At 52.6% G+C, this 23,751-nt stretch carries 20 protein-coding genes; 4 read left to right on the forward strand and 16 right to left on the reverse strand.

What is annotated here, in order from left to right:
- Nucleotide 1 precedes the first annotated feature (1 nt).
- From AAIG39_RS16485 to leuO, 16 genes are all read right to left on the reverse strand, one after another.
- Nucleotides 2-922, reverse strand: coding sequence for a D-alanine--D-alanine ligase (locus AAIG39_RS16485; protein ID WP_090081624.1), 921 nt, complete (start codon nt 920-922; stop codon nt 2-4).
- The gene (gene murC, locus AAIG39_RS16490) at nt 915-2,387 is read right to left on the reverse strand and encodes a UDP-N-acetylmuramate--L-alanine ligase (protein ID WP_249569304.1); all 1,473 of its coding nucleotides are present in this window, start codon (nt 2,385-2,387) and stop codon (nt 915-917) included. Before murC ends, AAIG39_RS16485 begins: the two co-directional genes overlap by 8 nt.
- Nucleotides 2,388-2,443: 56 nt before the next feature.
- The gene (gene murG, locus AAIG39_RS16495; protein ID WP_090081619.1) at nt 2,444-3,511 is read right to left on the reverse strand and encodes an undecaprenyldiphospho-muramoylpentapeptide beta-N-acetylglucosaminyltransferase; all 1,068 of its coding nucleotides are present in this window, start codon (nt 3,509-3,511) and stop codon (nt 2,444-2,446) included.
- Complete coding sequence (gene ftsW / locus AAIG39_RS16500; RefSeq protein WP_047371825.1) at nt 3,508-4,752, reverse strand: cell division protein FtsW; 1,245 nt, start codon at nt 4,750-4,752, stop codon at nt 3,508-3,510. The genes murG and ftsW overlap by 4 nt, the downstream gene beginning before the upstream one ends.
- A complete protein-coding gene (gene murD / locus AAIG39_RS16505) occupies nt 4,752-6,068 on the reverse strand; it encodes a UDP-N-acetylmuramoyl-L-alanine--D-glutamate ligase (RefSeq protein WP_103280475.1) in 1,317 nt (438 codons plus the stop codon). The genes ftsW and murD overlap by 1 nt, the downstream gene beginning before the upstream one ends.
- A 2-nt stretch (nt 6,069-6,070) precedes the next feature.
- A complete protein-coding gene (gene mraY, locus AAIG39_RS16510; protein WP_343194285.1) occupies nt 6,071-7,153 on the reverse strand; it encodes a phospho-N-acetylmuramoyl-pentapeptide-transferase in 1,083 nt (360 codons plus the stop codon).
- The gene (gene murF / locus AAIG39_RS16515) at nt 7,147-8,505 is read right to left on the reverse strand and encodes a UDP-N-acetylmuramoyl-tripeptide--D-alanyl-D-alanine ligase (protein WP_343194286.1); all 1,359 of its coding nucleotides are present in this window, start codon (nt 8,503-8,505) and stop codon (nt 7,147-7,149) included. Before murF ends, mraY begins: the two co-directional genes overlap by 7 nt.
- Nucleotides 8,502-9,989 (reverse strand): UDP-N-acetylmuramoyl-L-alanyl-D-glutamate--2,6-diaminopimelate ligase, encoded by a 1,488-nt coding sequence (gene murE, locus AAIG39_RS16520; protein WP_343194287.1) that lies wholly within the window; start codon nt 9,987-9,989, stop codon nt 8,502-8,504. The genes murF and murE overlap by 4 nt, the downstream gene beginning before the upstream one ends.
- Nucleotides 9,976-11,745 (reverse strand): peptidoglycan glycosyltransferase FtsI, encoded by a 1,770-nt coding sequence (locus AAIG39_RS16525; protein WP_085005539.1) that lies wholly within the window; start codon nt 11,743-11,745, stop codon nt 9,976-9,978. Before AAIG39_RS16525 ends, murE begins: the two co-directional genes overlap by 14 nt.
- Nucleotides 11,746-11,760: 15 nt before the next feature.
- Complete coding sequence (gene ftsL / locus AAIG39_RS16530; RefSeq protein WP_039078360.1) at nt 11,761-12,126, reverse strand: cell division protein FtsL; 366 nt, start codon at nt 12,124-12,126, stop codon at nt 11,761-11,763.
- Nucleotides 12,123-13,064, reverse strand: coding sequence for a 16S rRNA (cytosine(1402)-N(4))-methyltransferase RsmH (gene rsmH, locus AAIG39_RS16535; protein WP_090081859.1), 942 nt, complete (start codon nt 13,062-13,064; stop codon nt 12,123-12,125). The genes ftsL and rsmH overlap by 4 nt, the downstream gene beginning before the upstream one ends.
- Nucleotides 13,065-13,066: 2 nt before the next feature.
- Nucleotides 13,067-13,525, reverse strand: a complete 459-nt coding sequence (gene mraZ, locus AAIG39_RS16540; protein ID WP_039078359.1) for a division/cell wall cluster transcriptional repressor MraZ — start codon at nt 13,523-13,525, stop codon at nt 13,067-13,069.
- 607 nt (nt 13,526-14,132) lie between these two features.
- Entirely contained in the window at nt 14,133-15,137 is a 1,005-nt protein-coding gene (cra, locus tag AAIG39_RS16545) for a catabolite repressor/activator (protein WP_085005538.1), read from the reverse strand.
- 182 nt (nt 15,138-15,319) lie between these two features.
- Nucleotides 15,320-15,811: an acetolactate synthase small subunit gene (gene ilvN, locus AAIG39_RS16550; RefSeq protein ID WP_047371832.1), complete on the reverse strand. Its 492-nt coding sequence runs from the start codon at nt 15,809-15,811 to the stop codon at nt 15,320-15,322.
- Between the two features lies 1 nt (nt 15,812).
- The gene (gene ilvI / locus AAIG39_RS16555; RefSeq protein WP_343194288.1) at nt 15,813-17,537 is read right to left on the reverse strand and encodes an acetolactate synthase 3 large subunit; all 1,725 of its coding nucleotides are present in this window, start codon (nt 17,535-17,537) and stop codon (nt 15,813-15,815) included.
- A 386-nt stretch (nt 17,538-17,923) separates the two neighbouring features.
- Nucleotides 17,924-18,868 carry a transcriptional regulator LeuO gene (gene leuO / locus AAIG39_RS16560; protein WP_090081857.1) on the reverse strand — a complete coding sequence of 315 codons (945 nt, stop codon included), beginning with the start codon at nt 18,866-18,868 and terminating at the stop codon, nt 17,924-17,926.
- Nucleotides 18,869-19,504: 636 nt separating this feature from the next.
- On the opposite strand from leuO, the gene leuL reads away from it, so the two are divergent.
- The 4 genes from leuL to leuC all read left to right on the forward strand — a co-directional run bounded on the left by leuL (nt 19,505) and on the right by leuC (nt 23,746).
- Nucleotides 19,505-19,591, forward strand: coding sequence for a leu operon leader peptide (gene leuL / locus AAIG39_RS25715; protein WP_139223013.1), 87 nt, complete (start codon nt 19,505-19,507; stop codon nt 19,589-19,591).
- A 92-nt stretch (nt 19,592-19,683) separates the two neighbouring features.
- Entirely contained in the window at nt 19,684-21,255 is a 1,572-nt protein-coding gene (leuA, locus tag AAIG39_RS16565; protein ID WP_090081610.1) for a 2-isopropylmalate synthase, read from the forward strand.
- Nucleotides 21,255-22,346, forward strand: coding sequence for a 3-isopropylmalate dehydrogenase (gene leuB / locus AAIG39_RS16570; protein WP_343194289.1), 1,092 nt, complete (start codon nt 21,255-21,257; stop codon nt 22,344-22,346). The genes leuA and leuB overlap by 1 nt, the downstream gene beginning before the upstream one ends.
- Before the next feature lie 2 nt (nt 22,347-22,348).
- Nucleotides 22,349-23,746 (forward strand): 3-isopropylmalate dehydratase large subunit, encoded by a 1,398-nt coding sequence (gene leuC / locus AAIG39_RS16575; RefSeq protein WP_090081606.1) that lies wholly within the window; start codon nt 22,349-22,351, stop codon nt 23,744-23,746.
- The last annotated feature ends 5 nt before the right edge of the window (nt 23,747-23,751 follow it).

Below are 23,751 nucleotides of genomic sequence, written 5' to 3' on the forward strand. Positions count from 1 at the left end.
ATCACTCCGCCAGTTCCAGAATTTGCACGACCAATTGCGAGAATGTTAACCCCGCCTGTCGCGCTGCCATCGGTACCAGGCTATGACTAGTCATACCCGGCGCGGTATTGGCTTCTAACAAATAAAACTGACCATCACTGTCTAACATGGCATCAATCCGCCCCCAGCCCCGACATCCCAGCGCACGCCAGGCTTTCTGTACCAGGTTTTGTAAATTGGCCTCATCTTTAGCTTCCAGACCTGACGGACAGAAATACTTCGTCTCATCAGAGAGATACTTCGCCTCATAATCATAGAAGGTTCCAGCGGGCTGAATACGAATTGAAGGTAAAATTTCTTTTCCGAGCATGGCAACTGTAAATTCGGGCCCACTTAGCCATTTTTCGATAAGAACTTCATCATCATGTTGAAAGGCAAGCGCTAACGCACCCGTTAACGCACCAGATTCTTCAACTTTTGACATACCGACGCTTGAACCTTCACGGCTCGGTTTAACGATAACCGGTAAACCTAACGCATCAATGCGCTGAATAACGTCGTTATTAAGTCCCGATTCAAATTCGCTGCGTGTTAAAGCAACCCACGGGGCAACAGGTAGCCCTGCACCTTGCCAGAGCAACTTACTGCGCAATTTATCCATTGCAATAGCCGATGCCATAACACCGCTGCCGGTATAAGGCACGCCGGTTAGCTCCAGCACCCCTTGCAGCGTACCGTCTTCACCGCCACGCCCATGCAGCGCAATGAATGCTTTATCGAAGCCCATTGCTTTCAGGCGAGTGACATCCACATCACGCGGGTCAATCGGGTGCGCATCAATCCCCCCCTCACGTAAACCCGCAAGCACCGCAGCGCCGGAGTTTAGCGACACTTCGCGTTCAGCAGAAATCCCGCCCAGCAGGACCGCGACTTTATCAGCCATTGCGCTCGTCCTCCTGTTGCGGCCTGAGTTTCACTTCTGCCAGTTGACGTGCAATCTTGCCGACGTTGCCCGCGCCCTGGATAAGAATTAAATCATTACCGGTCAGGACCGGCGCCAGCATTGCCGCGGTTTGCGCCGGGTCGGATACCAGAATCGGATCGATTTTTCCACGACCACGAATGGTACGACACAGGGAACGGCTATCTGCACCAGGGATCGGCGTTTCGCCCGCAGGGTAAACATCCAGCATCAGCAGCGAATCTACCTGCGTCAGAACGTTGGCAAAATCGTCATACAGATCGCGTGTACGGGTAAAGCGATGCGGCTGGAATACCATCACCAGATTTTTATCCGGCCAGCCTGCGCGGGCCGCTTTAATGGTGGCATCCACTTCCGTCGGATGGTGACCGTAATCATCCACCAGCATCGCAGTCCCTGGTTTACCGTTCACGGACTCCAGCGGAAACTCACCAAGGAAATCAAAACGACGCCCGGTGCCCTGGAAGCTCTCCAGCGCGCTCAGAATGTCTTCGTCGTCGATGCCTTCCTCAGTCGCCACCGCGACCGCAGCCGCTGCATTAAGCGCATTATGGCGACCAGGCGCATTCAGCGTGACATGCAGCTCCGGCTTGTCCTGACGAATCAGGGTGAAATGCCCTTGCGCGCCCTGCTGCTGATAATTTTCAATGCGCACATCCGCATCCTGACTAAAGCCGTACGTAGTGAGCTGACGACCCACGCGCGGAAGTAATTCGCGAATAACTGGATCGTCCACGCACATCACCGCTCGGCCATAGAACGGCAGGTTATGCAGGAAATTGATAAAGGTTGTTTTTAAATTCTCGAAGTCGCCCTGGTAAGTATCCATATGGTCAGCTTCGATATTGGTGACAATCGCCACCATCGGCTGCAGATGGAGGAATGACGCATCACTCTCGTCTGCTTCCGCAATCAAATAACGGCTGTTGCCCAGACGAGCATGTACGCCTGCCGCTTTCACCAGACCGCCATTCACAAAGGTAGGATCAAGCCCGCCTTCGGCATAAATGCTGGCAACCATCGCCGTGGTTGTCGTTTTACCATGCGTACCGGCGATAGCGATACCGTGGCGAAAGCGCATAAGCTCGGCCAGCATTTCGGCACGGCGAATCACAGGGATACGCGCTTCATTAGCAGCGACGATTTCCGGGTTATCTGCCGCAATCGCGCTGGACACCACGACAACACTTGCATCGCTAACGTTCTCCGGGCGATGGTTGAAATAGATTGTCGCGCCAAGCGACGCCAACTGCTGCGTTACCGGATTCGGCGCCAAATCAGAACCGCTGATTTGATAGCCTTCGTTAGCCAGAACTTCGGCAATACCGCCCATGCCAGCACCGCCAATGCCGACAAAGTGAATGTGCCTAACGCGACGCATCTCGGGCACGATTGAACGCAGTTTCGCCAGTTGTTGTGTATTCATTCTCTAAACGCCATCTACCACTTCAAATTCGCGCGACGCAAAAGGCGTCGCCAGTATTAAGCCTGTGCTGCAAGACTCACTTCATTTGCCACCCGTTCAGTGGCATCGGGAATGGCGGCGGCGCGTGCACGCTCAGCCATTTCCAGTAATGCTTCCCGGTTCCAGCCCGCAAGTGTCTCTGCCACGGCATCGACCGTAAATTGCGGCTGTTCCAGAATCTTCGCTGCGCCTGCTTTTTCCAGCGGCAGTGCATTCCAGTATTGCTGTCGATCCTTATGCTGGAACGGAACAAATAACGCTGGAAGGCCAGCGGCAGCGATCTCACTCACCGTCAGTGCGCCGGAACGGCATACCACGACATCCGCCCAGGCATAGGCTTGCGCCATATCATCAATAAATTCGGTCACTTTATGCTGAGGCTGACCAGCATCGACATAAGCCTGCTCAACGGCTTGCTGAGCTCCTTTTCCGCTCTGATGCCAGATAGTCACCGTGCTGCCCAGTTTTGCCGCGACCTGCGGCATGGTCTGATTCAGTACGCGCGCCCCCTGCGAACCACCCACGACCAGAATACGTACCGGCCCTTCACGCCCCGGCAAACGTTCTTGTGGCAATGGCAGTGCCAGTACATCCACACGTACCGGGTTTCCTACCACGTCTGCCTTCGGGAATGCGCCCGGGAAAGCCTGCATGACTTTGGTGGCGATCTTCGCCAGCCATTTGTTGGTCAGCCCTGCAATGCCATTTTGCTCATGCAGCACGACGGGAATACCCAGCGACCATGCGGCTAAACCGCCAGGGCCGGAGACATATCCCCCCATACCCAACACCACGTCTGGCTTAAAGCGCTGCATAATCGCGCGCGCCTGACGCCAGGCGTTAAAAATTCTCACCGGCGCAAGCAACAGGGCTTTTACCCCTTTACCGCGAAGACCGGAAATACGGATGAAGTCAATCTCAATACCGTGCTTCGGTACTAAATCGGCTTCCATGCGATCAGCGGTTCCGAGCCAGCGTACTTGCCAGCCCTGATCCATTAAATGGTGCGCAACCGCCAGCCCGGGGAAAACATGTCCGCCGGTACCGCCTGCCATCACCATTAACCGCTTCGGTTGACCGCTCATCGTGAACCTCGTGTAAACGCCTGGGCTTTTTCCAGACGCGTTTCATAATCAATTCGTAACAACAGCATGATTGCCGTCGACATAATCAATAAACTGGAGCCGCCATAACTGATGAGCGGCAGAGTCAGCCCTTTAGTCGGCAGCATACCTGCGGCAGCGCCGACATTTACTAATGCCTGGAAGCTGAACCAAATGCCAATCGAGCAGGCCAGGAAACCAGAAAACCGCTGATCAATTTCCAGCGCTTTGCGTCCGATGGACATGGCGCGGAAAGCGACGAAGAATACCATTAAAAGTGCCAGTACCACACCGATATAACCCAGTTCTTCGCCGATGATGGCGAAGATGAAGTCGGTATGAGCTTCGGGCAGATACTCCAGCTTTTGTACTGAGTTCCCAAGTCCTTGTCCCCACAGCTCACCGCGACCAAATGCCATCAGCGATTGCGTCAGCTGGTAGCCGCTGCCAAAGGGATCATCCCAGGGGTTCCAGAACGATGTCACACGACGGATACGGTATGGCTCAGCCAGAATCAGCAAAATCACCGCTGCGATACCAGAGCCGATAATGGCGATGAACTGCCACAGCTTTGCCCCTGCCAGGAATAACATCGCCAGCGTCGTAATAAAGAGCACAACCACAGTACCCAGGTCGGGCTGAGCCAGCAGTAGCACGGCAAGCACCATAATGACGCCCATCGGCTTAAGGAACCCGCGCAGGTTATTGCGCACCTCATCAACCTTACGGACCAGATAGTTCGCCAGATAACAAAACAGCGACAGCTTGGTAAATTCCGCCGGCTGGAAACGCATTACACCCAGGTCAATCCAGCGCGACGCCCCGTTAATTGAGCTGCCCACCACCAGAACAACCAACAGCATGACAATGGCGGCCACCAGCATTACCGAACTCCAGCGCTGCCAGAACTCCATCGGCAACCGCAGCGTTACCAGCCCCAGACAAAACGCCAGAAACAGATACAGCGCATGACGTTTGGCAAAGAAGAACGGGTCCGCCGTCAGCCGCTGTCCTACCGGCATGGATGCCGATGTCACCATAATGAATCCGATCGCCGCCAGGCCCAGCGTCAGCCAGAACAGCGTGCGGTCGTACATGACCAGACTGTCATTGTCTTTCTGGCGTGAACCCATCACCCAACCTTTTAATGCACCAAACAACCAGCTCAGGATCCCAAATCCTGGCAGGTGGGGCATTCTCGGGCGGGGGAGACTTAAACGCATCAACCTAACTCCTGCGCCAGGCGGGTAAAGACATCGCCACGCTGTTCAAAATTCTTAAATTGATCGAGGCTGGCGCAGGCGGGGGATAACAACACCATATCGCCCGGTTGCACCCGTGTCGCAATCAGGCGCATCGCTTGTTCCATATCCTGCGTTTGGTCAGTAATTTCCGGACGCAACGCAGCCAGCTCCGCACCATCACGGCCAAAGCAATACAAGCGAACATTGCTGCCTTCGAGATAGCGTTTCAGTGGAGAGAAGTCTGCCGATTTACCGTCACCGCCGAGCAGCAGGTGAAGCGTGCCATCCACATGCAGGCCGTTCAGTGCCGCCTCAGTACTACCAACGTTGGTCGCTTTGGAATCGTTAATCCAGCGTACGCCGTTGTGCTCCAGCGCCAACTGGAAGCGGTGCGCCAGCCCGGTAAACGTAGTCAACGCCTTCAGGCTGCTGGCACGTGGTAACCCCACTGCATCGGCCAGGGCCAGTGCCGCCAGTGCATTCGTATAATTATGCTGGCCGCTAAGCTTCATCTCTTTAACGTTAAGAACCTTCTCGCCTTTTACGCGCAGCCAGGTTTCGCCCTGCTGACGATTGAGATGGTAATCGCCGACATCCACGCCAAAACTGACGCAGCGCTCATCCGCGCCACGCACCGGCATGGTCAGCGCGTCATCTGCATTCACTACGCAAACTTTCGCATTTTCATAAACACGCAGTTTTGCCGCGCGGTACTGCTGGAGACCAAACGGATACCTGTCCATATGATCTTCGGTAACGTTGAGAATGGTCGCCGCCGCCGCATGCAGGCTGGATGTGGTTTCGAGCTGAAAGCTGGAAAGCTCAAGGACATAGAGATCGCAGGCAGACTCCAGCAGCATAAGCGCGGGCAGGCCAATATTGCCTCCGACACCAACGTTTTTGCCGGCGGATTTCGCCATTTCGCCAACCAGCGTCGTGACCGTGCTTTTACCGTTCGACCCGGTGATCGCCACGATCGGCGCCTGCGCTTCACGGCAGAAAAGCTCAATATCACCCACTATCTCGACACCCGCATCTGCCGCTGCGCTCAGCGATGGATGCGCCAGGGCAATCCCCGGACTCGCAACGATCAGATCGGCCGCCAGGAGCCAGTCATCATTCAGACCACCAAGATAGCGCTCCACCTCTTCCGGTAGCTTATCCAGCCCCGGCGGTGAAACGCGGGTATCCATCACTTTCGGCGTAACGCCGCGCGCGCGGAAAAATTCCACGCACGAGAGTCCCGTCAGACCAAGACCAATAATGACGACTTTTTTACCCTGGTAATCTGCCATGATTAACGTACCTTGAGCGTTGCCAGACCGATCAGGACCAGCATCAGCGAAATAATCCAGAAGCGCACAATAACGCGCGGTTCCGGCCAGCCCTTCAGTTCATAGTGATGGTGAATCGGCGCCATACGAAAAATACGCTGACCACGCAATTTGAACGACCCAACCTGCAAAATGACAGACAGGGTTTCGACGACGAAGACGCCGCCCATAATGACCAACAGAAACTCCTGACGCAGCAGCACGGCGATAATGCCCAGTGCACCACCTAACGCCAGGGAGCCCACATCCCCCATAAAGACCTGAGCCGGGTAGGTGTTAAACCACAGGAATCCCAGCCCTGCGCCTACAATTGCCGTACAGACAATAACCAGCTCGCCCGCATGACGCAGATACGGAATGTGCAGATAACTGGCGAAGTTCATGTTACCGGTCGCCCAGGCAACCAGTGCAAAGCCCGCAGCCACAAACACAGTGGGCATAATCGCAAGTCCATCAAGACCATCAGTCAGGTTGACCGCGTTACCTGTTCCCACAATCACGAAATAAGCAAGCAGGATGTAGAAAATACCCAATTGCGGCATGACATCTTTAAAGAACGGCACCACCAACTGTGTGGCTGGCGTATCGTTGCCCGCAAGGTAGAGCGCGAACGCGACGCCCAGCGCAATCACCGACATCCAGAAATATTTCCAGCGGGCAATCAGCCCCTTCGTGTCTTTACGCACCACTTTGCGGTAGTCATCAACAAAGCCAATGATACCGTAGCCAACCAGTACAATCAGAACGCACCAGACGTATGGGTTGGACGGATAAGCCCACAGCAAAACGGACACCACGATCGCTGTCAGAATCATGATGCCGCCCATGGTCGGCGTACCGCGTTTACTGAAATGCGACTCCGGGCCATCGTTACGCACAACCTGACCAAAAGAGAGTTTTTGCAGACGGGCAATCATGCGCGGCCCCATCCATAAAGAGATGAAGAGCGCGGTCAGCAGGCTGACGATGGCGCGAAACGTCAAATAGGAGAAGACGTTAAAGCCGGAATAATATTTGACCAAATGTTCGGCCAGCCAAACTAACATGCCCTTTTCTCCTGTAATGCGCGTGCAACCTCTTCCATGGCGGCACTACGTGAACCTTTCACCAGAATGGTAATAATTTGCTTCTCGGCAATAAGCGCCTCTAAACGCGCAATCATTGCCGCCTTATCATCAAAATGCTCGCCGACGCCGCTGGCATCACTGATGGCTTTACTGAGCTTGCCGACGCTTAACACGCGGTCGATACCAACAGCTTTTGCCGTTTCTCCCACCTGAACGTGACACGCTTCGCTTTCATCACCCAACTCCGCCATGTCGCCGACAACCATGACTCGATAACCTGGCATTTCGGCTAATACATGTGCTGCCGCCGTCATAGACCCCACATTCGCGTTATAGCTGTCGTCCAGCAGTAATTGATTTTCGCCAAGTTGCACCGGGAAAAGACGCCCCGGAACCGCTTTCAGATTGGCCAGACCTTTTTTCACAGCGTCATGCGGAGCCCCTACCGCCATCGCCAGCGCAGTTGCGGCCAGCGCATTCGCGATATTGTGACGCCCAGGCAATGGCAACGTGACATCAATGCCGCCCGTCGGCGTTTGCAGGGTAAATTCGGTGCCGTGAGAGGTCACATGAATATTGGTCGCGGTAAAATCGCTGTTGGCGGCGTTTGGCGAAAAGCGCCAGACTTTGCGATTGCTGATAATGTTCTGCCAGTTCAGCCAGTCATTATTGTCAGCATTCATAATGGCAATGCCGTTATCAGGCAGACCGGTATAAATCTCGCCTTTAGCTTTTGCCACGCCGGCAAGAGAACCAAACCCTTCCAGGTGCGCTGCCGCAAGGTTGTTAACCAGCGCCGCTTCCGGGCGGGTCAGCGCCACGGTCCAGGCAATCTCGCCCTGATGATTAGCGCCAAGTTCAATCACCGCGTACTGATGTTCTCTTGTCAGACGCAGCAGGGTCATCGGCACACCGATGTCATTGTTCAGATTTCCGGCGGTATAAAGCGTATTGCCACACTCACTGAGGATGGTGGCCGTCATCTCTTTCACCGACGTTTTGCCGGAAGAGCCTGTCAGCGCCACAACGCGAGCAGGCACCTGCTGACGAACCCAGGCCGCCAGTTCGCCAAACGCGAGACGAGTATCCTTCACCACCAGTTGCGGCAGGTCGATATCCAGTTTGCGACTGACCAGCAACGCACCAGCCCCACCCTCTTTCGCTTTATCAGCGAAATCATGGGCATCGAAACGTTCACCTTTCAGCGCCACAAAAAGGCAACCTGAGGTCAACTTACGGGTATCGGAAGTGACAGCTTCAATGGTTGCGTCTGCACCATGCAATTCACCGTGCAAAATGCTGCTGAGCTGGCTAAGCGTTACGCTAATCATGCGATGACTCCCAACAGACGCGCTGCGGTTACACGGTCTGAATAATCGAGACGGTGGTTACCGACAATCTGATAATCTTCGTGGCCTTTGCCTGCGAGCAGGACAACGTCATTTTCTTTCGCCTGCATGATGGTGTTGGTGACCGCTTCTGCGCGACCTTCCATTACATGGGCGCGGCCCGCATCCAGCATTCCCGCAAGGATATCGTTGATGATGGCGCGCGGCTCTTCGGTTCGCGGGTTGTCATCCGTCACGACCGGAATATCAGCGAACTGCTCGGCAATAGCGCCCATCAGAGGACGCTTGCCTTTATCGCGATCGCCACCGCAGCCAAATACGCACCACAGTTTCCCGGTGCAGTGCAGCCGTGCCGCCTGCAGCGCTTTTTCCAGCGCGTCCGGCGTATGCGCATAATCCACCACCACCGTAGGTTTGCCCGGCGCGCTGAACACTTCCATACGCCCGCAAACTGGCTGCAGACGTGCGCCAGTGTTGAGTAAATCGGTCAGTGGATAACCCAACGCCAGCAGCGTCGCCAGCGCCAGCAGCAGATTGCTGACGTTAAAGGCTCCCATCAGACGACTTTCAATCTCGCCTTCGCCCCACGAGGAGGTAAAGCGGATAGTGGCACCGCTGTCGTGGTATACCACGTCACTCGCTTTAAGCCAGCGGCCATGGCAATCCGGATTGATATGGCCTTCCATCGACACGGCAACCGCATCAGGCAGATTCGCTAACCAACGGCGTCCGACCTCATCATCAGCGTTAACGATGGCCTGGCCGAAATGGTGGGCAGAGAACAGCAGCCATTTGGCCGCTTCGTAATTGGTCATATCGCCGTGATAGTCCAGATGATCGCGGCTCAGATTCGTAAAGACAGACGCAGCGAATTTCAATGCTGCCACGCGGTGCTGAACCAATCCGTGAGAGGAGACCTCCATCGCGGCGAAGGTTGCACCTTGCTGCGCAAGGCTTGCGATCACATGCTGTACATCAACGGCGGAACCGGTGGTATTTTCCGATGGTATAACTTTGCCCAGCAGACCATTCCCCACTGTGCCCATCACCGCACTGGTTTCGCCAAGCAACTGACTCCATTGCGCCAGCAACTGTGTGGTGGTGGTTTTACCGTTAGTGCCGGTCACGCCAATCAGGCGCAGTTGCTCAGAAGGTTCGTTATAAAAACGCCCCGCCAGCGCAGAAAGACGCTCATTTAACTGGCTCAGATAGATAACCGGTACGCCATGCATCTCGCGTATTTCGCCATCGGAGGCCTCATCTTTCGCCTCAGCAATAATGGCAGCCACACCTTGCGCAATCGCCTGCGGGATATATCGACGCCCGTCCGCCTGATGACCCACGACTGCCACGAAAAGATCACCCGACGCCGCTACCCGGCTGTCGAGTGTCATTTCTCGCAGTGCTCGCTCCGGCGCGCCTGGCACCCACGGAGCAAGAAGGTCGCGCAAATTACGATCTGCCACCTGTACCCTCGCCTTGATTAATTACGAATTCATTCTTATCGCCCGTAGTCAGCGCATCCGGCTCGATGTTCATGGTACGTAAAACACCGCCCATGATGGCACCAAACACCGGCGCAGAAACGGCGCCACCGTAGTATTTACCTGCTTGTGGATCGTTAATAACGACCACCAGCGCAAAGCGTGGATTACTGGCGGGCGCAACACCCGCGGTATAAGCAATGTATTTGTTGATGTAGCGCCCATCGGGCCCCACCTTCTTCGCCGTACCGGTCTTAATCGCGATGCGGTAACCTTTAATCGCCGCTTTTACACCGCCGCCGCCAGGCAGGGCCACACTCTCCATCATATGTACGACATTACGTACGATAGATTCATTGAAGATACGTTCGCCTGGAACAGGTGGATCAACTTTGGTTATCGACAGCGGGCGGTAAACACCATAGCTGCCGATGGTTGCATAGACTCGCGCTAACTGTAACGGCGTTACCATCAGCCCGTAGCCGAAAGAGAAGGTGGCCCTCTCTATGTCAGACCACCGTTGTTTTTGAGGAAATAAGCCACTGCGTTCTCCGACCAACCCCAAATTGGTCGCTTTTCCCAGCCCAAAACGTGAGTAAGTATCTACTAACGCTGAGGACGGCATCGCTAACGCCAGTTTAGAAACACCAACGTTACTCGACTTCTGTAATACCCCGGTCAGGGTCAATTCGCTGTAGCGGGCCACGTCTTTGATTTCATGGCCGTTAATTCGATAAGGGATGGTGTTCAATACGGTGTTAGGCGTGACGACACCACGCTGGAGAGCGGTCATCACGACCATGGGTTTAACCGTCGAACCCGGTTCGAAGACGTCAGTAATCGCCCGGTTACGCATGGCATCTTTCGCGGTACCGGTGAAATTGTTCGGGTTGTAAGAGGGACTGTTCGCCATCGCCAGCACTTCGCCGGTGTTCACATCCACCAGCACGGCACTGCCCGATTCCGCTTTGTTAAATGCCACCGCATTGTTCAGCTCGCGATAGACCAGTGCCTGTAGACGTTCATCAATACTCAGCGCAAGGTTATGAGCCGCCTGGCTGTCGGTGGAAGAGATATCTTCAATTACGCGGCCATAACGGTCTTTACGTACAATACGCTCACCCGGCTGACCGGTAAGCCACTTATCAAAGCTTTTCTCGACCCCTTCGATACCTTCACTGTCGACGTTAGTAAAGCCGATGAGGTGAGCAGTTACTTCGCCCGAAGGATAATAACGGCGGGACTCTTCGCGAAGGTGAATGCCCGGCAATTTAAGTTTTTTGATGTACTCGCCAAGGTCGGGGTTCACCTGACGCGCTAAATAGATAAAGCGCCCTTTCGGGTTAGCATTAATGCGCGAGGAGAGTTGATCGAGCGGGATAGTTAATGCGTCAGACAGGGCTTTCCAGCGATTATCGAGCGTTACGCCGCCAGCATCCTGCACCTCTTTTGGGTCGGCCCAAATAGCTTTAACCGGCACACTCACTGCCAGCGGGCGGCCAGAACGATCGGTTATCATACCGCGCGAGGTCGCGACTTCCTGTACGCGCAGAGAGCGCATATCCCCTTCGCGCACCAGCATATCGGGGTTCACAATTTGCAAGTACGCCACGCGACCCAGCAAAAAGCCCAGCGCCAGCAAAATGCAGCCGCAAAGCAAGGCAAAACGCCAGCTCACAAAGCTGGCCTGTTCTTCCTGGCGTTTCGGTTTTGGCGTTTTCACCGCTGCGGCTTTCATGCGTCGCGTGGTTCCTTATTTCTGTACAACAATATTTTCCTGGGACGGATCGACATGCTGCATTTGCAACTTCTCGGTCGCGATCCGCTCAACCCGGCTATGATCGCCGAGCGCATTCTCTTCAAGGATCAAGTTGCGCCATTCGATATCCAGCGCATCACGTTCCAGCACGAGTTGTTCACGCTGAGCCGTCAACAGGCGCGTATGATGCGAAGTGGTGACAACCGTCACCGCCGTCATGATGATGCAAATGAACAAGCAGAGTGGCAGTTTCCCAAATCGCAAAAGGTCGTCGCCGATCACGCCAGGCAAGGCATGGCGCTCGTTGCTTCCTAACGACACTTTAACTTTGCTAAGGGTCTCTGACACTCTGCCGATCATGCGTTCGTCCTCTCTGCAATACGCAGAACTGAACTACGGGCACGTGGATTCTCAGCCACTTCTTCTTCGCCCGGCATCAACTTGCCTAGTGCTCGTAACTGACGTCCACCCAGTTTCCTGAGTTGCTCTTCCGTCATCGGTAATCCAGCCGGAACCTGCGGACCACGGCTTTGCTCACGCATAAAACGTTTTACAATGCGGTCTTCCAGCGAGTGAAAACTGATGATCGAAAGCCGACCGCCCGGGGCCAGGACATCGATCGAGCTTTTTAGCGCCTGCTCTATCTCCTCCAGTTCACTGTTTACCCAGATGCGAACCGCCTGGAAGGTACGGGTCGCAGGATGTTTGAATTTATCTTTCACCGGTGTCGCTGCCGCCACCACCGCAGCCAACTCTTTGGTGCGTGTCATCGGCTCCTCACGGTTACGCTCAACGATGGCGCGCGCGATGCGTTTACCAAAGCGCTCTTCACCAAAGGTTTTTATTACCCATGCGATGTCGGCTTCATCGGCCGTTCGTAACCACTCGGCAGCAGACTGACCGCGCGTGGGATCCATACGCATGTCAAGCGGACCGTCACGCATAAAAGAAAAACCGCGTTCAGCATCATCGAGTTGCGGGGAAGAGACCCCAAGATCAAGCAGGATTCCGTCGATCTTACCGGTGAGGCCACGCTCGCTGACATACTCAGCCAGCGCGGAAAAAGGACCATGTACGATGGAAAAGCGGGGATCATCAATAGTTTTTGCGACGGCAATCGCTTCCGGGTCACGGTCAATAGCCAGCAGACGTCCTTCCGCTCCCAGATGGGAGAGGATCAGGCGTGAGTGACCACCGCGGCCAAAAGTGCCATCAATGTATATGCCATCCGGACGAATGTTCAGGCCATTAACGGCCTCATCCAGTAGCACCGTTGTGTGTTTAAAATTTTCCATCATCATTACAGAGACAAATCCTGCAACCGGTCTGAAAGTATTTCAGTGCCCGTTTGCTCAGCGTCGATATCTTCCTTGACCTGTTGATACCAGGTCGTTTCGTCCCACAGCTCGAATTTATTGAACTGTCCGACCAGCATCACTTCTTTCGTCAGCCCGGCATGTTGCCGCAAAACAGGCGCGATTAATAAGCGCCCTGCGTTATCCATCTGACATTCGCTGGCATGCCCCAGCAAGAGACGTTGTACCCGGCGCTCTTGCGGATCCATGCTCGACAGACGCGACAATTTTTGCTCAATAATTTCCCATTCGGGTAAGGGGTAAAGCAGCAGGCAGGTGTGACGAATGTCAATGGTGCAAACCATCTGACCGGAAGCTTTCTCCAGCAGCAAATCCCGATAACGGGTCGGCACGGCTAATCGGCCTTTGCTGTCGAGATTGACTAATGTAGCTCCACGGAACATACCAGCCCCACCCCTGAGTGACCTATTTCACCACTTTATCCCACAAATCCCCACCGAAGGAGTTTACGGAGCGGAGGAAAAGCTTGTCAAGCCAGTGCAAAGGCTAACCAGAATAAAAGATCCCTTATTAGCGGTTACATTCCACTTTGGTGAAATACCGCTCAACTAATGAGGCAAATTAACGTCATGAATATTTGTAAGAAAAAAACTGAATATGCATTGGGGCGTTAAAAACCACTTATTTTATGCGCGCGAAATATAAAGTGTCAGTTTGCGACGCGGGCGGCATTTTAAGACATATTGCAGACAGATAACAGTGCCAGATGCCGTCTGCGCGGCGCGAGCGCGTTAAGAAAAGACGCACCTATAAAGCCCATAATCAAAAAGTGGTTGTTATTTCAACGATTACGGTGGGAGATGTAACAAAGTAATACAGAAGACACGTTCAGTTACGTCTTAATTACTTTAAAATGTGTCCTGAGAGAAATAAGGCAAATTAATTAAATTAACAGCCCTAAAAATAAGGATTTATCTGAATTGGCAATAAAATTAATTATCGCCTTTCATTCGCAACAAAAAGGCAGCGATTACTGCCTTTATCGGATTGCTAAACGCGGCTTAATACGCCACGACGGTAGAGGTTACGGCGAATGCGGCTCAAACCCGCTTTAGGTTTACGCGGCTCGTCCAGACTTGCCAGTACAATCTCAAGTACGCGTTCAGCGACATCGCGATGGCGCTGAGCCACAGCAAGGACCGGGCACTGCAGGAAGTCCAGCAATTCATGATCCCCAAAGGTAGCAATGGCCAGGTCAGACGGTAACTTACCATCGCGGCGCAGCGTAACATCCAGCACACCTTGTAATAATGCAAAAGAAGTAGTGAATAGCGCCTGTGGCATGGTGTGCGTTTCCAGCCATTTTTCAAACAACTGTGCAGCAGCTTCACGCTCATAGCTATTTGCATAGAGATAATCCACTTCCCGGGGATCGTCCTTCCAGGCAGTACGGAACCCCTGTTCGCGCAGGAAGCTAACCGAAAGTTCAGGTAGCGCCCCCAGGTAGAGTACTTTTTCTGCCGGGAATTTACGTAATTCCGCGGCCAGCATTTCCGAGTCATCCTGATCGGCACCAACAACGCTGGTGAAGTGTTCACGATCCAGCGCGCGGTCAAGTGCAACTATGGGAAACGCGTCATTGGCCCAACGCTGGTAGAAAGGGTGCTCTGGTGGTAAAGATGTTGAAACGATAATGGCGTCGACCTGGCGCTGAAGCAGATGTTCAATACAACGCATTTCATTATCTGGCTGATCTTCAGAGCAGGCGATAAGTAGCTGATAACCGCGCTGACGCGCCTGTCGCTCCAGATAATTCGCAATGCGCGTATAACTGGTGTTCTCCAAATCCGGAATAACCAGCCCAATGGAGCGAGTACGTCCCGCTCGCAACCCAGCCGCCACCGCATTCGGGTGGTAATTATGCTCACGTACGACCGCCATGACTTTTTCGACGGTTTTATCACTGACACGATATTGCTTTGCCTTTCCATTAATGACATAGCTTGCCGTGGTACGTGAGACGCCGGCTAGCCGGGCGATTTCATCCAGTTTCACAATTGCCCCTCAAAAAATAAAAGATACTCCATAACCTTTTTAGGGATATAGGTTAAATTCCATAACATCTAAGCGCAGAATAGACACTGCGGCAACAGCTTTTGTGTTCGCTTCCGGCGGATTTCGCAAAAAAAAAGCCCGGCGGATAACGCCAGGCCAGGAAAATGACGTACGCGTAACACTTAACGCATGATTTTGTCGCCGCGCGATAAACCGACCACGCCAGACCGCGCTACCTCAACGATTTTAGCGACATCGCGAATGGTCGCCAGAAAAGCATCAAGCTTATCACTGGTGCCAGCGAGCTGAACCGTATAAATAGAAGGCGTGACATCAATGATCTGCCCGCGGAAGATCTCCGCGTTGCGTTTGACCTCTTCACGACCATACCCGCTGGCCTGGACTTTCACCAGCATGATCTCGCGCTCGACGTAAGCACCCTGCCCAAGCTCATTTACACGTAACACATCGACCAGCTTGTGCAGCTGTTTTTCAATTTGCTCCAGCACTTTGGCATCACCAACCGTCTGAATCGTCATTCGCGACAGTGTAGGATCATCTGTCGGCGCAACCGTCAGACTTTCAATGTTATAGCCACGCTGGGCAAAAAGACCGATCACGCGCGATAACGCGCCCGATTCATTTTCCAGTAAAACAGATAATATCCGGCGCATATCAGGTTCTCTCCGTTTTGCTCAACCACATTTCATCCATGCCACCGCCACGGATCTGCATCGGATAAACATGTTCACTCCCGTCGACGGTCACATCGACAAAGACAAGGCGGTTATTCTTCACCTGCTCAAGCGCCTCACTCAGCTTCGCTTCCAGTTCATCCGGACGGGTAATCGTGATTCCTACATGACCATAAGCTTCAGCTACGCGCGCAAAGTCTGGCAATGACTGCATATACGATTGTGAATGGCGACCGGAATAGATCATATCCTGCCACTGCTTCACCATGCCCAAATATCGGTTGTTCAGGTTCAATACCAGCACCGGAAGCTCATATTGCATTGCGGTAGAGAGCTCCTGAATATTCATCTGGATACTGCCATCGCCCGTGACGCAGATAACCGTTTCATCCGGGAGTGCCATTTTCACGCCCAGTGCGGCTGGCAAACCAAAGCCCATCGTGCCCAGACCACCAGAGTTTATCCAGCGACGCGGTTTATCAAAGCGGTAATATAACGCCGCAAACATTTGATGCTGGCCGACATCTGAGGTGACGTATGCATCCCCCTTCGTTAAGCGCCAGATCGTTTCGATCACCGCCTGCGGTTTGATCTTCTCGCTTTGCGTGTCATATTTCAGACACTGGCGGGCACGCCATTGCTCAATCTGCAACCACCAGTCGCGAATATCATCTAAAGGCTGTTGAAACTCTTCTTGCCCCAGCAACTCCAGCATCTGCTCGAGCACCAGCCGGGCATCCCCAACAATTGGCACATCCGCCTGTACCGTCTTTGAAATCGACGTCGGGTCAATATCGATATGCAGCACAGTCGCATTTGGGCAGTACTTCGCCAGATTGTTAGTTGTGCGGTCATCAAAGCGCACTCCAACGGCAAAGATCACATCCGAGTGATGCATAGTCATGTTGGCTTCGTAGGTACCGTGCATACCCAACATACCTAACGCCTGACGATGCGATGCAGGAAACACCCCCAGCCCCATAAGCGACGAGACAACAGGAAGATTCAATTTTTCTGCCAGTATGCTCAGTTGCGTTTCACAGGCGGACGTGATCGCACCACCGCCAACATAGACAACGGGATGTTTAGCCGCCACGAGCGTTTGCAAAGCACGTTTGATTTGTCCCTTATGCCCGTGTGTGGTCGGGTTATAGGAGCGCATACTCACCGAATCCGGCCATACATAAGGCAATTTATTCGCAGGATTGAGAATATCTTTCGGTAAATCGACAACGACAGGACCCGGGCGACCAGTGGAAGCAAGCCAGAACGCTTTTTTCAGCACACCAGGAATGTCTTCGGTCTGTTTCACCAGGAAACTATGTTTCACTACCGGGCGGGATATCCCCACCATGTCGCACTCCTGGAAGGCGTCATAACCAATAAGGGAAGTCGCCACCTGACCGGAAAGAACGACCAGCGGAATCGAGTCCATATAGGCTGTTGCAATCCCGGTAATAGCATTCGTGGCTCCCGGCCCGGAGGTGACGAGCACAACGCCAACTTCACCGGTCGCTCTTGCCAGACCATCAGCCATATGCACTGCTGCCTGCTCATGACGCACCAGGACATGATCGATTCCACCGACCGTATGTAGCGCATCGTAAATATCGAGGACTGCGCCTCCAGGATAACCGAATACTTGCTTCACGCCCTGATCGATAAGCGATCGGACGACCATCTCGGCTCCAGACAACATCTCCATGGTTTGCCTCCAGGCTTGGGTTTGGCGACTGACGACAGAACGCATTTCCGTCTTGTCACACTATTCAGTACAGGAAATCCCTGCATTCTGATTATGAATGGCAGTTACCATAACCGCTGAAAATCTGGCAGGCAATTAGCAAACGATACACCTCATCTCGCCCCAAAAGAGGAAAAATGAGGTTAACAAGCGGGAATTGGTGAAATTGTCTGTAATAAGCAAAGACAATGACAATTCGTCATTCGAATCACTTACTGATCAGTAAATCATGCATTTTTACGGCGCATTTTGATGCGCCAGAAAAATATCTCAGCATAAAATTTTGCATTGATATGGCCAGACAGAAGAATTCCGCCGCTGGCACATTCAATCCATTGATACTCTTTTTAACGGCGACAAACCGAGACCAGTAATTCTTCCATCCACTGGTGTCCTTTATCACGACCAGCCGCTTCATGCCATGACAAATAACAGGTACGGCTATTCAATTTTAATGGCAGAGGCAAAATCTGTAGCTCTAATTTATCGGCAAACTCTTCCGCTAACCAACGCGGCGCAATGGCTACAAGCTGTGTTTGAGAAACCACATTGAGCACGCTCGTCATTGCCATTCCCTGATAAGCAACACTGGCCTGTTTATCTGTTGTGTCATACCAGGGCTGACTAAATGACGCATAACGATCCAGTGAAACGACTGCATGTTGCTCACTATAAATATCACTCTCGCGAAGCGGGCCATTAATACGCGGGTGTTTTTTACTGGCTACCAACACCATCTCATCTTTAAATAGCGGTATGCAGGAAAACTCTGGACGACGAAATTCATCATAACCTATAACAAACTCTATTTCCTGATAACGAAGCTGATGTTCGGTATTTTGATTTAGTGATGATTTAAAGACCAGATGGATATTCGGGGCAACCTCTTCCACGCGATTATAGATAACTGAGGTGAGGAGGTTATCGAGCGGACTGCAAACACAAAGATTAAAAACGCGCTCACTGGTGACGGGTTCAAAACCGGACCCCGGAAGCTCATTCTGCACGAGCTGTAACGCCTGACGAACCGAACCGAACAGCTGAAAAGCACGCGCGGTAGGCTGTATGCCTCTGCCATAGCGTACAAACAGTTCGTCATTAAACATGACTTTAAGTCTGGCCAGGGCATTGCTCACCGCCGGTTGCGACATCCCCAATGTATGGGCTGCACGTGTAATATTTTGTTCCTGCATTACCGCATCGAAAATAGTTAACAAATTAAGATCAACTTTACGAAGTTGCGGTTTCGTTATCTCATTAACATGAGCACTTTCAATTTTCTCTTCTGACATGTCCTTCTCCGATATCATGCTAAATTCCATTTATCCCGGCAGCAATAATCTTAAGGAATATGATTTATCACGCATATGAGATAAGGAAAAGAGGAACCCAACAAAATAGGAATATATAAAGATATTTTAATGACTGCTAATTGCACTCGCAAAAAGAGACACTAAATTAACTATTCCCGTTTAATTAAAACGGCATACGGAGATCAAAACATAATTAGAGTGAATGTACAATACGACCTCAGTAAGCAATAAATGCTCTCCGGCGGAGATATTTCCGCCATTGAGAAAAATATAATTTAACTTAAAATTATCATTTTGTTGTATTGATTAAGAAAAATGATAACTTCAATGAATTAATCGCGATTAATCATTGAGATAGCAAGTTGAGCATAGAAGTGTATAAATATAACCAACTGCAAAGAAATGTTCATCAAAGGTACAAATAACGTCAAGTATGAAATAGCACTAATACCTTATTTTGCTTTTTCATACAATTACAGCACGATTAACTAAAACAAAATGCGGTGCCAAACTCGTTTTCATGCGCTTTTACGGGTCCCGGTGTTGACTTTGATTTCTGAATCCAGTACCACTAATGGCATATCGCATCTAATCGAATTCATCTGGAGCTGGTTAATGATTCGCAATGTTCGCTTCCTCGGTCTACTACTACTAAACGCATCCCATGTGCGCGGTAGACCGGTGGGCGACACTCAGCATTGAGTCATCCTCCAGTTACACTAAGAACCCGCGCCTTGGCGCGGGTTTTTTTATGCTCGTAGCAAGGCGACCGAAGAGAGATAAGGACCTAAACCATGAGCCAGCAAGTCATTATTTTTGATACGACCTTACGTGATGGTGAACAAGCATTACAGGCAAGCCTGAGTGTGAAAGAGAAGCTGCAGATCGCTCTGGCGCTGGAACGTATGGGCGTTGACGTCATGGAGGTCGGTTTTCCGGTATCTTCTCCGGGCGATTTCGAATCCGTACAGACTATCGCGCGTCAGGTTAAAAACAGCCGCGTCTGCGCGCTGGCACGCTGTGTCGAGAAAGATATTGATGTGGCGGCTGAATCGCTGAAAGTCGCTGAGGCGTTTCGCATCCATACCTTTATCGCCACGTCACCGATGCATATCGCTACCAAATTGCGCAGTACGCTGGATGAAGTAATCGAGCGTGCCATCTATATGATTAAGCGCGCGCGTAATTATACCGACGATGTTGAATTCTCATGTGAAGATGCAGGTCGTACTCCGATCGCGGACCTGGCGCGCGTGGTTGAAGCCGCCATCAACGCAGGCGCGAAAACCATTAATATCCCGGACACCGTTGGCTACACCATGCCCTTCGAGTTCTCCAGTATTATTACCGGTTTGTATGAACGCGTACCGAACATTGATAAAGCCATTATCTCCGTCCATACCCACGATGATTTAGGCCTGGCCGTCGGCAACGCGATTGCGGCCGTCCATGCCGGTGCACGTCAGGTTGAAGGGGCGATGAATGGTATCGGCGAGCGCGCAGGAAACTGTTCACTGGAAGAGGTCATCATGGCCATTAAGGTGCGCAAAGACATCATGAATGTGCACACCGGCATCAATCATCACGAAATCTGGCGTACCAGCCAGACTGTGAGCCAGATTTGCAACATGCCTATCCCGGCGAACAAAGCGATCGTGGGCACTGGCGCCTTTGCTCACTCCTCCGGTATCCATCAGGATGGCGTGCTGAAAAACCGTGAAAATTACGAAATCATGACCCCGGAATCCATCGGGCTGAATCAGGTGCAGTTGAACCTGACCTCCCGTTCTGGCCGTGCGGCGGTGAAACATCGTATGGAAGAGATGGGTTACAAAGATACCGACTACAACATGGACCATCTGTACGACGCGTTTTTGAAACTGGCGGACAAAAAAGGCCAGGTCTTTGATTATGATCTGGAAGCGCTGGCGTTCATCAATAAGCAGCAAGAAGAGCCAGAACATTTCCGTCTGGATTACTTTAGCGTGCAGTCCGGTTCCAGCGATATCGCGACCGCCTCTGTGAAGCTGGCATGTGGCGAAGAAACGAAAGCGGAAGCGGCCAACGGCAACGGTCCGGTAGACGCCGTTTATCAGGCAATCAATCGCATCACCGGTTACGACATTGAACTGGTTAAATATGACCTCAATGCTAAAGGTCAGGGCAAAGATGCGCTGGGCCAGGTGGATATCGTCGTCAATTATAACGGGCGTCGTTTCCACGGCGTGGGTCTGGCAACAGATATCGTGGAATCTTCCGCCAAAGCGATGGTACACGTTCTGAACAATATCTGGCGCGCCGCAGAAGTCGAAAAAGAATTGCAACGCAAAGCTCAAAATAAAGAAATCAACAAGGAAACTGTGTGATGTCGAAGAACTACCATATTGCCGTGTTGCCGGGTGACGGTATTGGCCCGGAAGTCATGGCGCAAGCCTTAAAAGTACTGGACGCCGTTCGTAACCGTTTCGATATGCGTATCACCACCAGCCACTATGATGTGGGCGGCATCGCAATTGATCGTCATGGCAACCCGCTGCCGCAGGCAACTGTGGAAGGTTGCGAGCAGGCAGATGCTATTCTGTTTGGCTCCGTAGGCGGCCCGAAATGGGAAAATCTGCCACCAGCACAGCAGCCGGAGCGTGGTGCTCTGCTGCCGCTGCGTAAACATTTCAAATTATTCAGCAACCTGCGTCCGGCAAAGCTGTACCAGGGGCTGGAAGAGTTCTGCCCGCTGCGTGCCGATATTTCCGCTAACGGCTTTGACATTCTCTGCGTACGCGAGCTGACAGGCGGTATCTACTTCGGTCAGCCAAAAGGCCGCGAAGGCAGCGGTCAGCATGAAAAAGCGTTTGATACCGAGGTGTATCACCGTTTTGAGATTGAACGCATCGCGCGTATCGCATTTGAATCCGCGCGTAAGCGCCGTAAAAAAGTACACTCCATTGATAAAGCCAATGTCCTGCAGACCTCTCTGCTGTGGCGTGAAATTGTCAATGAAGTGGCGCAGGAATACCCGGACGTTGAACTGGCTCATATGTATATCGACAATGCCACCATGCAGCTGATTAAAGATCCGTCCCCGTTTGACGTGCTGCTGTGCTCCAACCTGTTCGGCGATATTCTCTCTGATGAGTGTGCGATGATCACAGGCTCCATGGGCATGCTGCCGTCTGCCAGTCTGAATGAACAAGGTTTTGGTCTGTACGAACCGGCTGGCGGCTCCGCGCCGGATATCGCGGGCAAAAATATCGCCAACCCGATAGCACAAATCTTGTCTCTCGCATTGTTGTTGCGTTACAGCCTGGATGCCGACGATGCGGCAACCGCCATTGAAAGCGCCATCAACCGCGCATTAGAAGAAGGTGTGCGTACCGGTGATTTAGCCCGTGGCGCCGCAGCTGTTAGTACCGATGAGATGGGTGACATCATCACCCGTTATATCGCAGAAGGGGTGTAATCATGGCTAAAACGTTGTACGAGAAATTATTTGATGCGCACGTCGTGTACGAAGCGCCAAACGAAACCCCCTTGTTATATATCGATCGCCATCTGGTGCATGAAGTCACTTCGCCACAGGCATTTGACGGCCTGCGCGCGCACAACCGCCCGGTGCGTCAGCCGGGTAAGACCTTCGCGACCATGGATCATAACGTCTCCACGCAGACCAAAGATATCAATGCCTCCGGCGAGATGGCGCGCATTCAGATGCAGGAGTTGATCAAGAACTGCAAAGAGTTCGGCGTCGAGCTGTATGATCTGAACCACCCGTATCAGGGCATCGTGCACGTGATGGGGCCGGAACAGGGTGTCACCCTACCGGGTATGACCATCGTCTGCGGCGACTCACACACCGCCACTCACGGTGCGTTTGGCGCCCTGGCGTTCGGTATCGGCACCTCAGAAGTTGAGCACGTGCTGGCGACGCAAACCCTGAAACAGGGCCGCGCCAGGACCATGAAGATTGAAGTCAAAGGTAAAGCGTCGGCAGGCATCACCGCAAAAGATATCGTGCTGGCAATTATCGGTAAAACCGGTAGCGCGGGCGGTACCGGACATGTGGTTGAATTCTGTGGCGAGGCGATTCAGGCGCTGAGCATGGAAGGTCGTATGACCCTGTGCAACATGGCTATCGAAATGGGTGCCAAAGCGGGTCTGGTCGCTCCGGATGAGACCACCTTCAATTATGTTAAAGGCCGTCTGCATGCGCCGAAAGGTAAAGACTATGACGACGCAGTGGAATACTGGAAAACACTGAAAACTGACGAAGATGCGACCTTCGATACAGTTGTGACTCTGCAGGCCGAAGAGATTGCCCCGCAGGTCACCTGGGGGACAAACCCGGGTCAGGTTATCTCCGTTAATGACATCATTCCGGACCCGGCCTCTTTTGCCGATCCGGTTGAACGCGCCTCCGCAGAAAAAGCGCTGGCTTATATGGGCTTGCAACCGGGTGTGCCTCTGACCTCTGTAGCTATTGATAAAGTCTTTATCGGCTCCTGCACCAACTCCCGTATTGAAGATTTACGCGCCGCCGCAGAAATTGCCAAAGGTCGCAAAGTCGCGCCAGGCGTTCAGGCGCTGGTGGTGCCAGGCTCTGGCCCGGTGAAAGCACAGGCCGAAGCCGAAGGACTGGACAAGATTTTTATTGAAGCTGGTTTCGAGTGGCGTTTACCGGGCTGTTCAATGTGTCTGGCCATGAATAATGACCGTCTGAACCCAGGCGAACGTTGCGCATCCACCAGTAACCGTAACTTTGAAGGTCGTCAGGGTCGCGGCGGTCGTACGCACCTGGTCAGCCCGGCAATGGCAGCCGCCGCTGCGGTAACCGGCCATTTCGCTGATATTCGCAGCTTGTAAAAGGA

The organism is Phytobacter palmae, assembly GCF_039409775.1.
Lineage (GTDB): Bacteria > Pseudomonadota > Gammaproteobacteria > Enterobacterales > Enterobacteriaceae > Phytobacter > Phytobacter palmae.

Bases quoted from the DNA above. Each gene is read 5' to 3' on its own strand.
- AAIG39_RS16485 (WP_090081624.1), bottom strand. From the start codon at position 922: ATGGCTGATAAAGTCGCGGTCCTGCTGGGCGGGATTTCTGCTGAACGC.
- murC (WP_249569304.1), bottom strand. From the start codon at position 2,387: ATGAATACACAACAACTGGCGAAACTGCGTTCAATCGTGCCCGAGATG.
- murG (WP_090081619.1), bottom strand. From the start codon at position 3,511: ATGAGCGGTCAACCGAAGCGGTTAATGGTGATGGCAGGCGGTACCGGC.
- ftsW (WP_047371825.1), bottom strand. From the start codon at position 4,752: ATGCGTTTAAGTCTCCCCCGCCCGAGAATGCCCCACCTGCCAGGATTT.
- murD (WP_103280475.1), bottom strand. From the start codon at position 6,068: ATGGCAGATTACCAGGGTAAAAAAGTCGTCATTATTGGTCTTGGTCTG.
- mraY (WP_343194285.1), bottom strand. From the start codon at position 7,153: ATGTTAGTTTGGCTGGCCGAACATTTGGTCAAATATTATTCCGGCTTT.
- murF (WP_343194286.1), bottom strand. From the start codon at position 8,505: ATGATTAGCGTAACGCTTAGCCAGCTCAGCAGCATTTTGCACGGTGAA.
- AAIG39_RS16525 (WP_085005539.1), bottom strand. From the start codon at position 11,745: ATGAAAGCCGCAGCGGTGAAAACGCCAAAACCGAAACGCCAGGAAGAA.
- ftsL (WP_039078360.1), bottom strand. From the start codon at position 12,126: ATGATCGGCAGAGTGTCAGAGACCCTTAGCAAAGTTAAAGTGTCGTTA.
- rsmH (WP_090081859.1), bottom strand. From the start codon at position 13,064: ATGATGGAAAATTTTAAACACACAACGGTGCTACTGGATGAGGCCGTT.
- mraZ (WP_039078359.1), bottom strand. From the start codon at position 13,525: ATGTTCCGTGGAGCTACATTAGTCAATCTCGACAGCAAAGGCCGATTA.
- ilvN (WP_047371832.1), bottom strand. From the start codon at position 15,811: ATGCGCCGGATATTATCTGTTTTACTGGAAAATGAATCGGGCGCGTTA.
- ilvI (WP_343194288.1), bottom strand. From the start codon at position 17,537: ATGGAGATGTTGTCTGGAGCCGAGATGGTCGTCCGATCGCTTATCGAT.
- leuO (WP_090081857.1), bottom strand. From the start codon at position 18,868: ATGTCAGAAGAGAAAATTGAAAGTGCTCATGTTAATGAGATAACGAAA.
- leuL (WP_139223013.1), top strand. From the start codon at position 19,505: ATGATTCGCAATGTTCGCTTCCTCGGTCTACTACTACTAAACGCATCC.
- leuA (WP_090081610.1), top strand. From the start codon at position 19,684: ATGAGCCAGCAAGTCATTATTTTTGATACGACCTTACGTGATGGTGAA.
- leuB (WP_343194289.1), top strand. From the start codon at position 21,255: ATGTCGAAGAACTACCATATTGCCGTGTTGCCGGGTGACGGTATTGGC.
- leuC (WP_090081606.1), top strand. From the start codon at position 22,349: ATGGCTAAAACGTTGTACGAGAAATTATTTGATGCGCACGTCGTGTAC.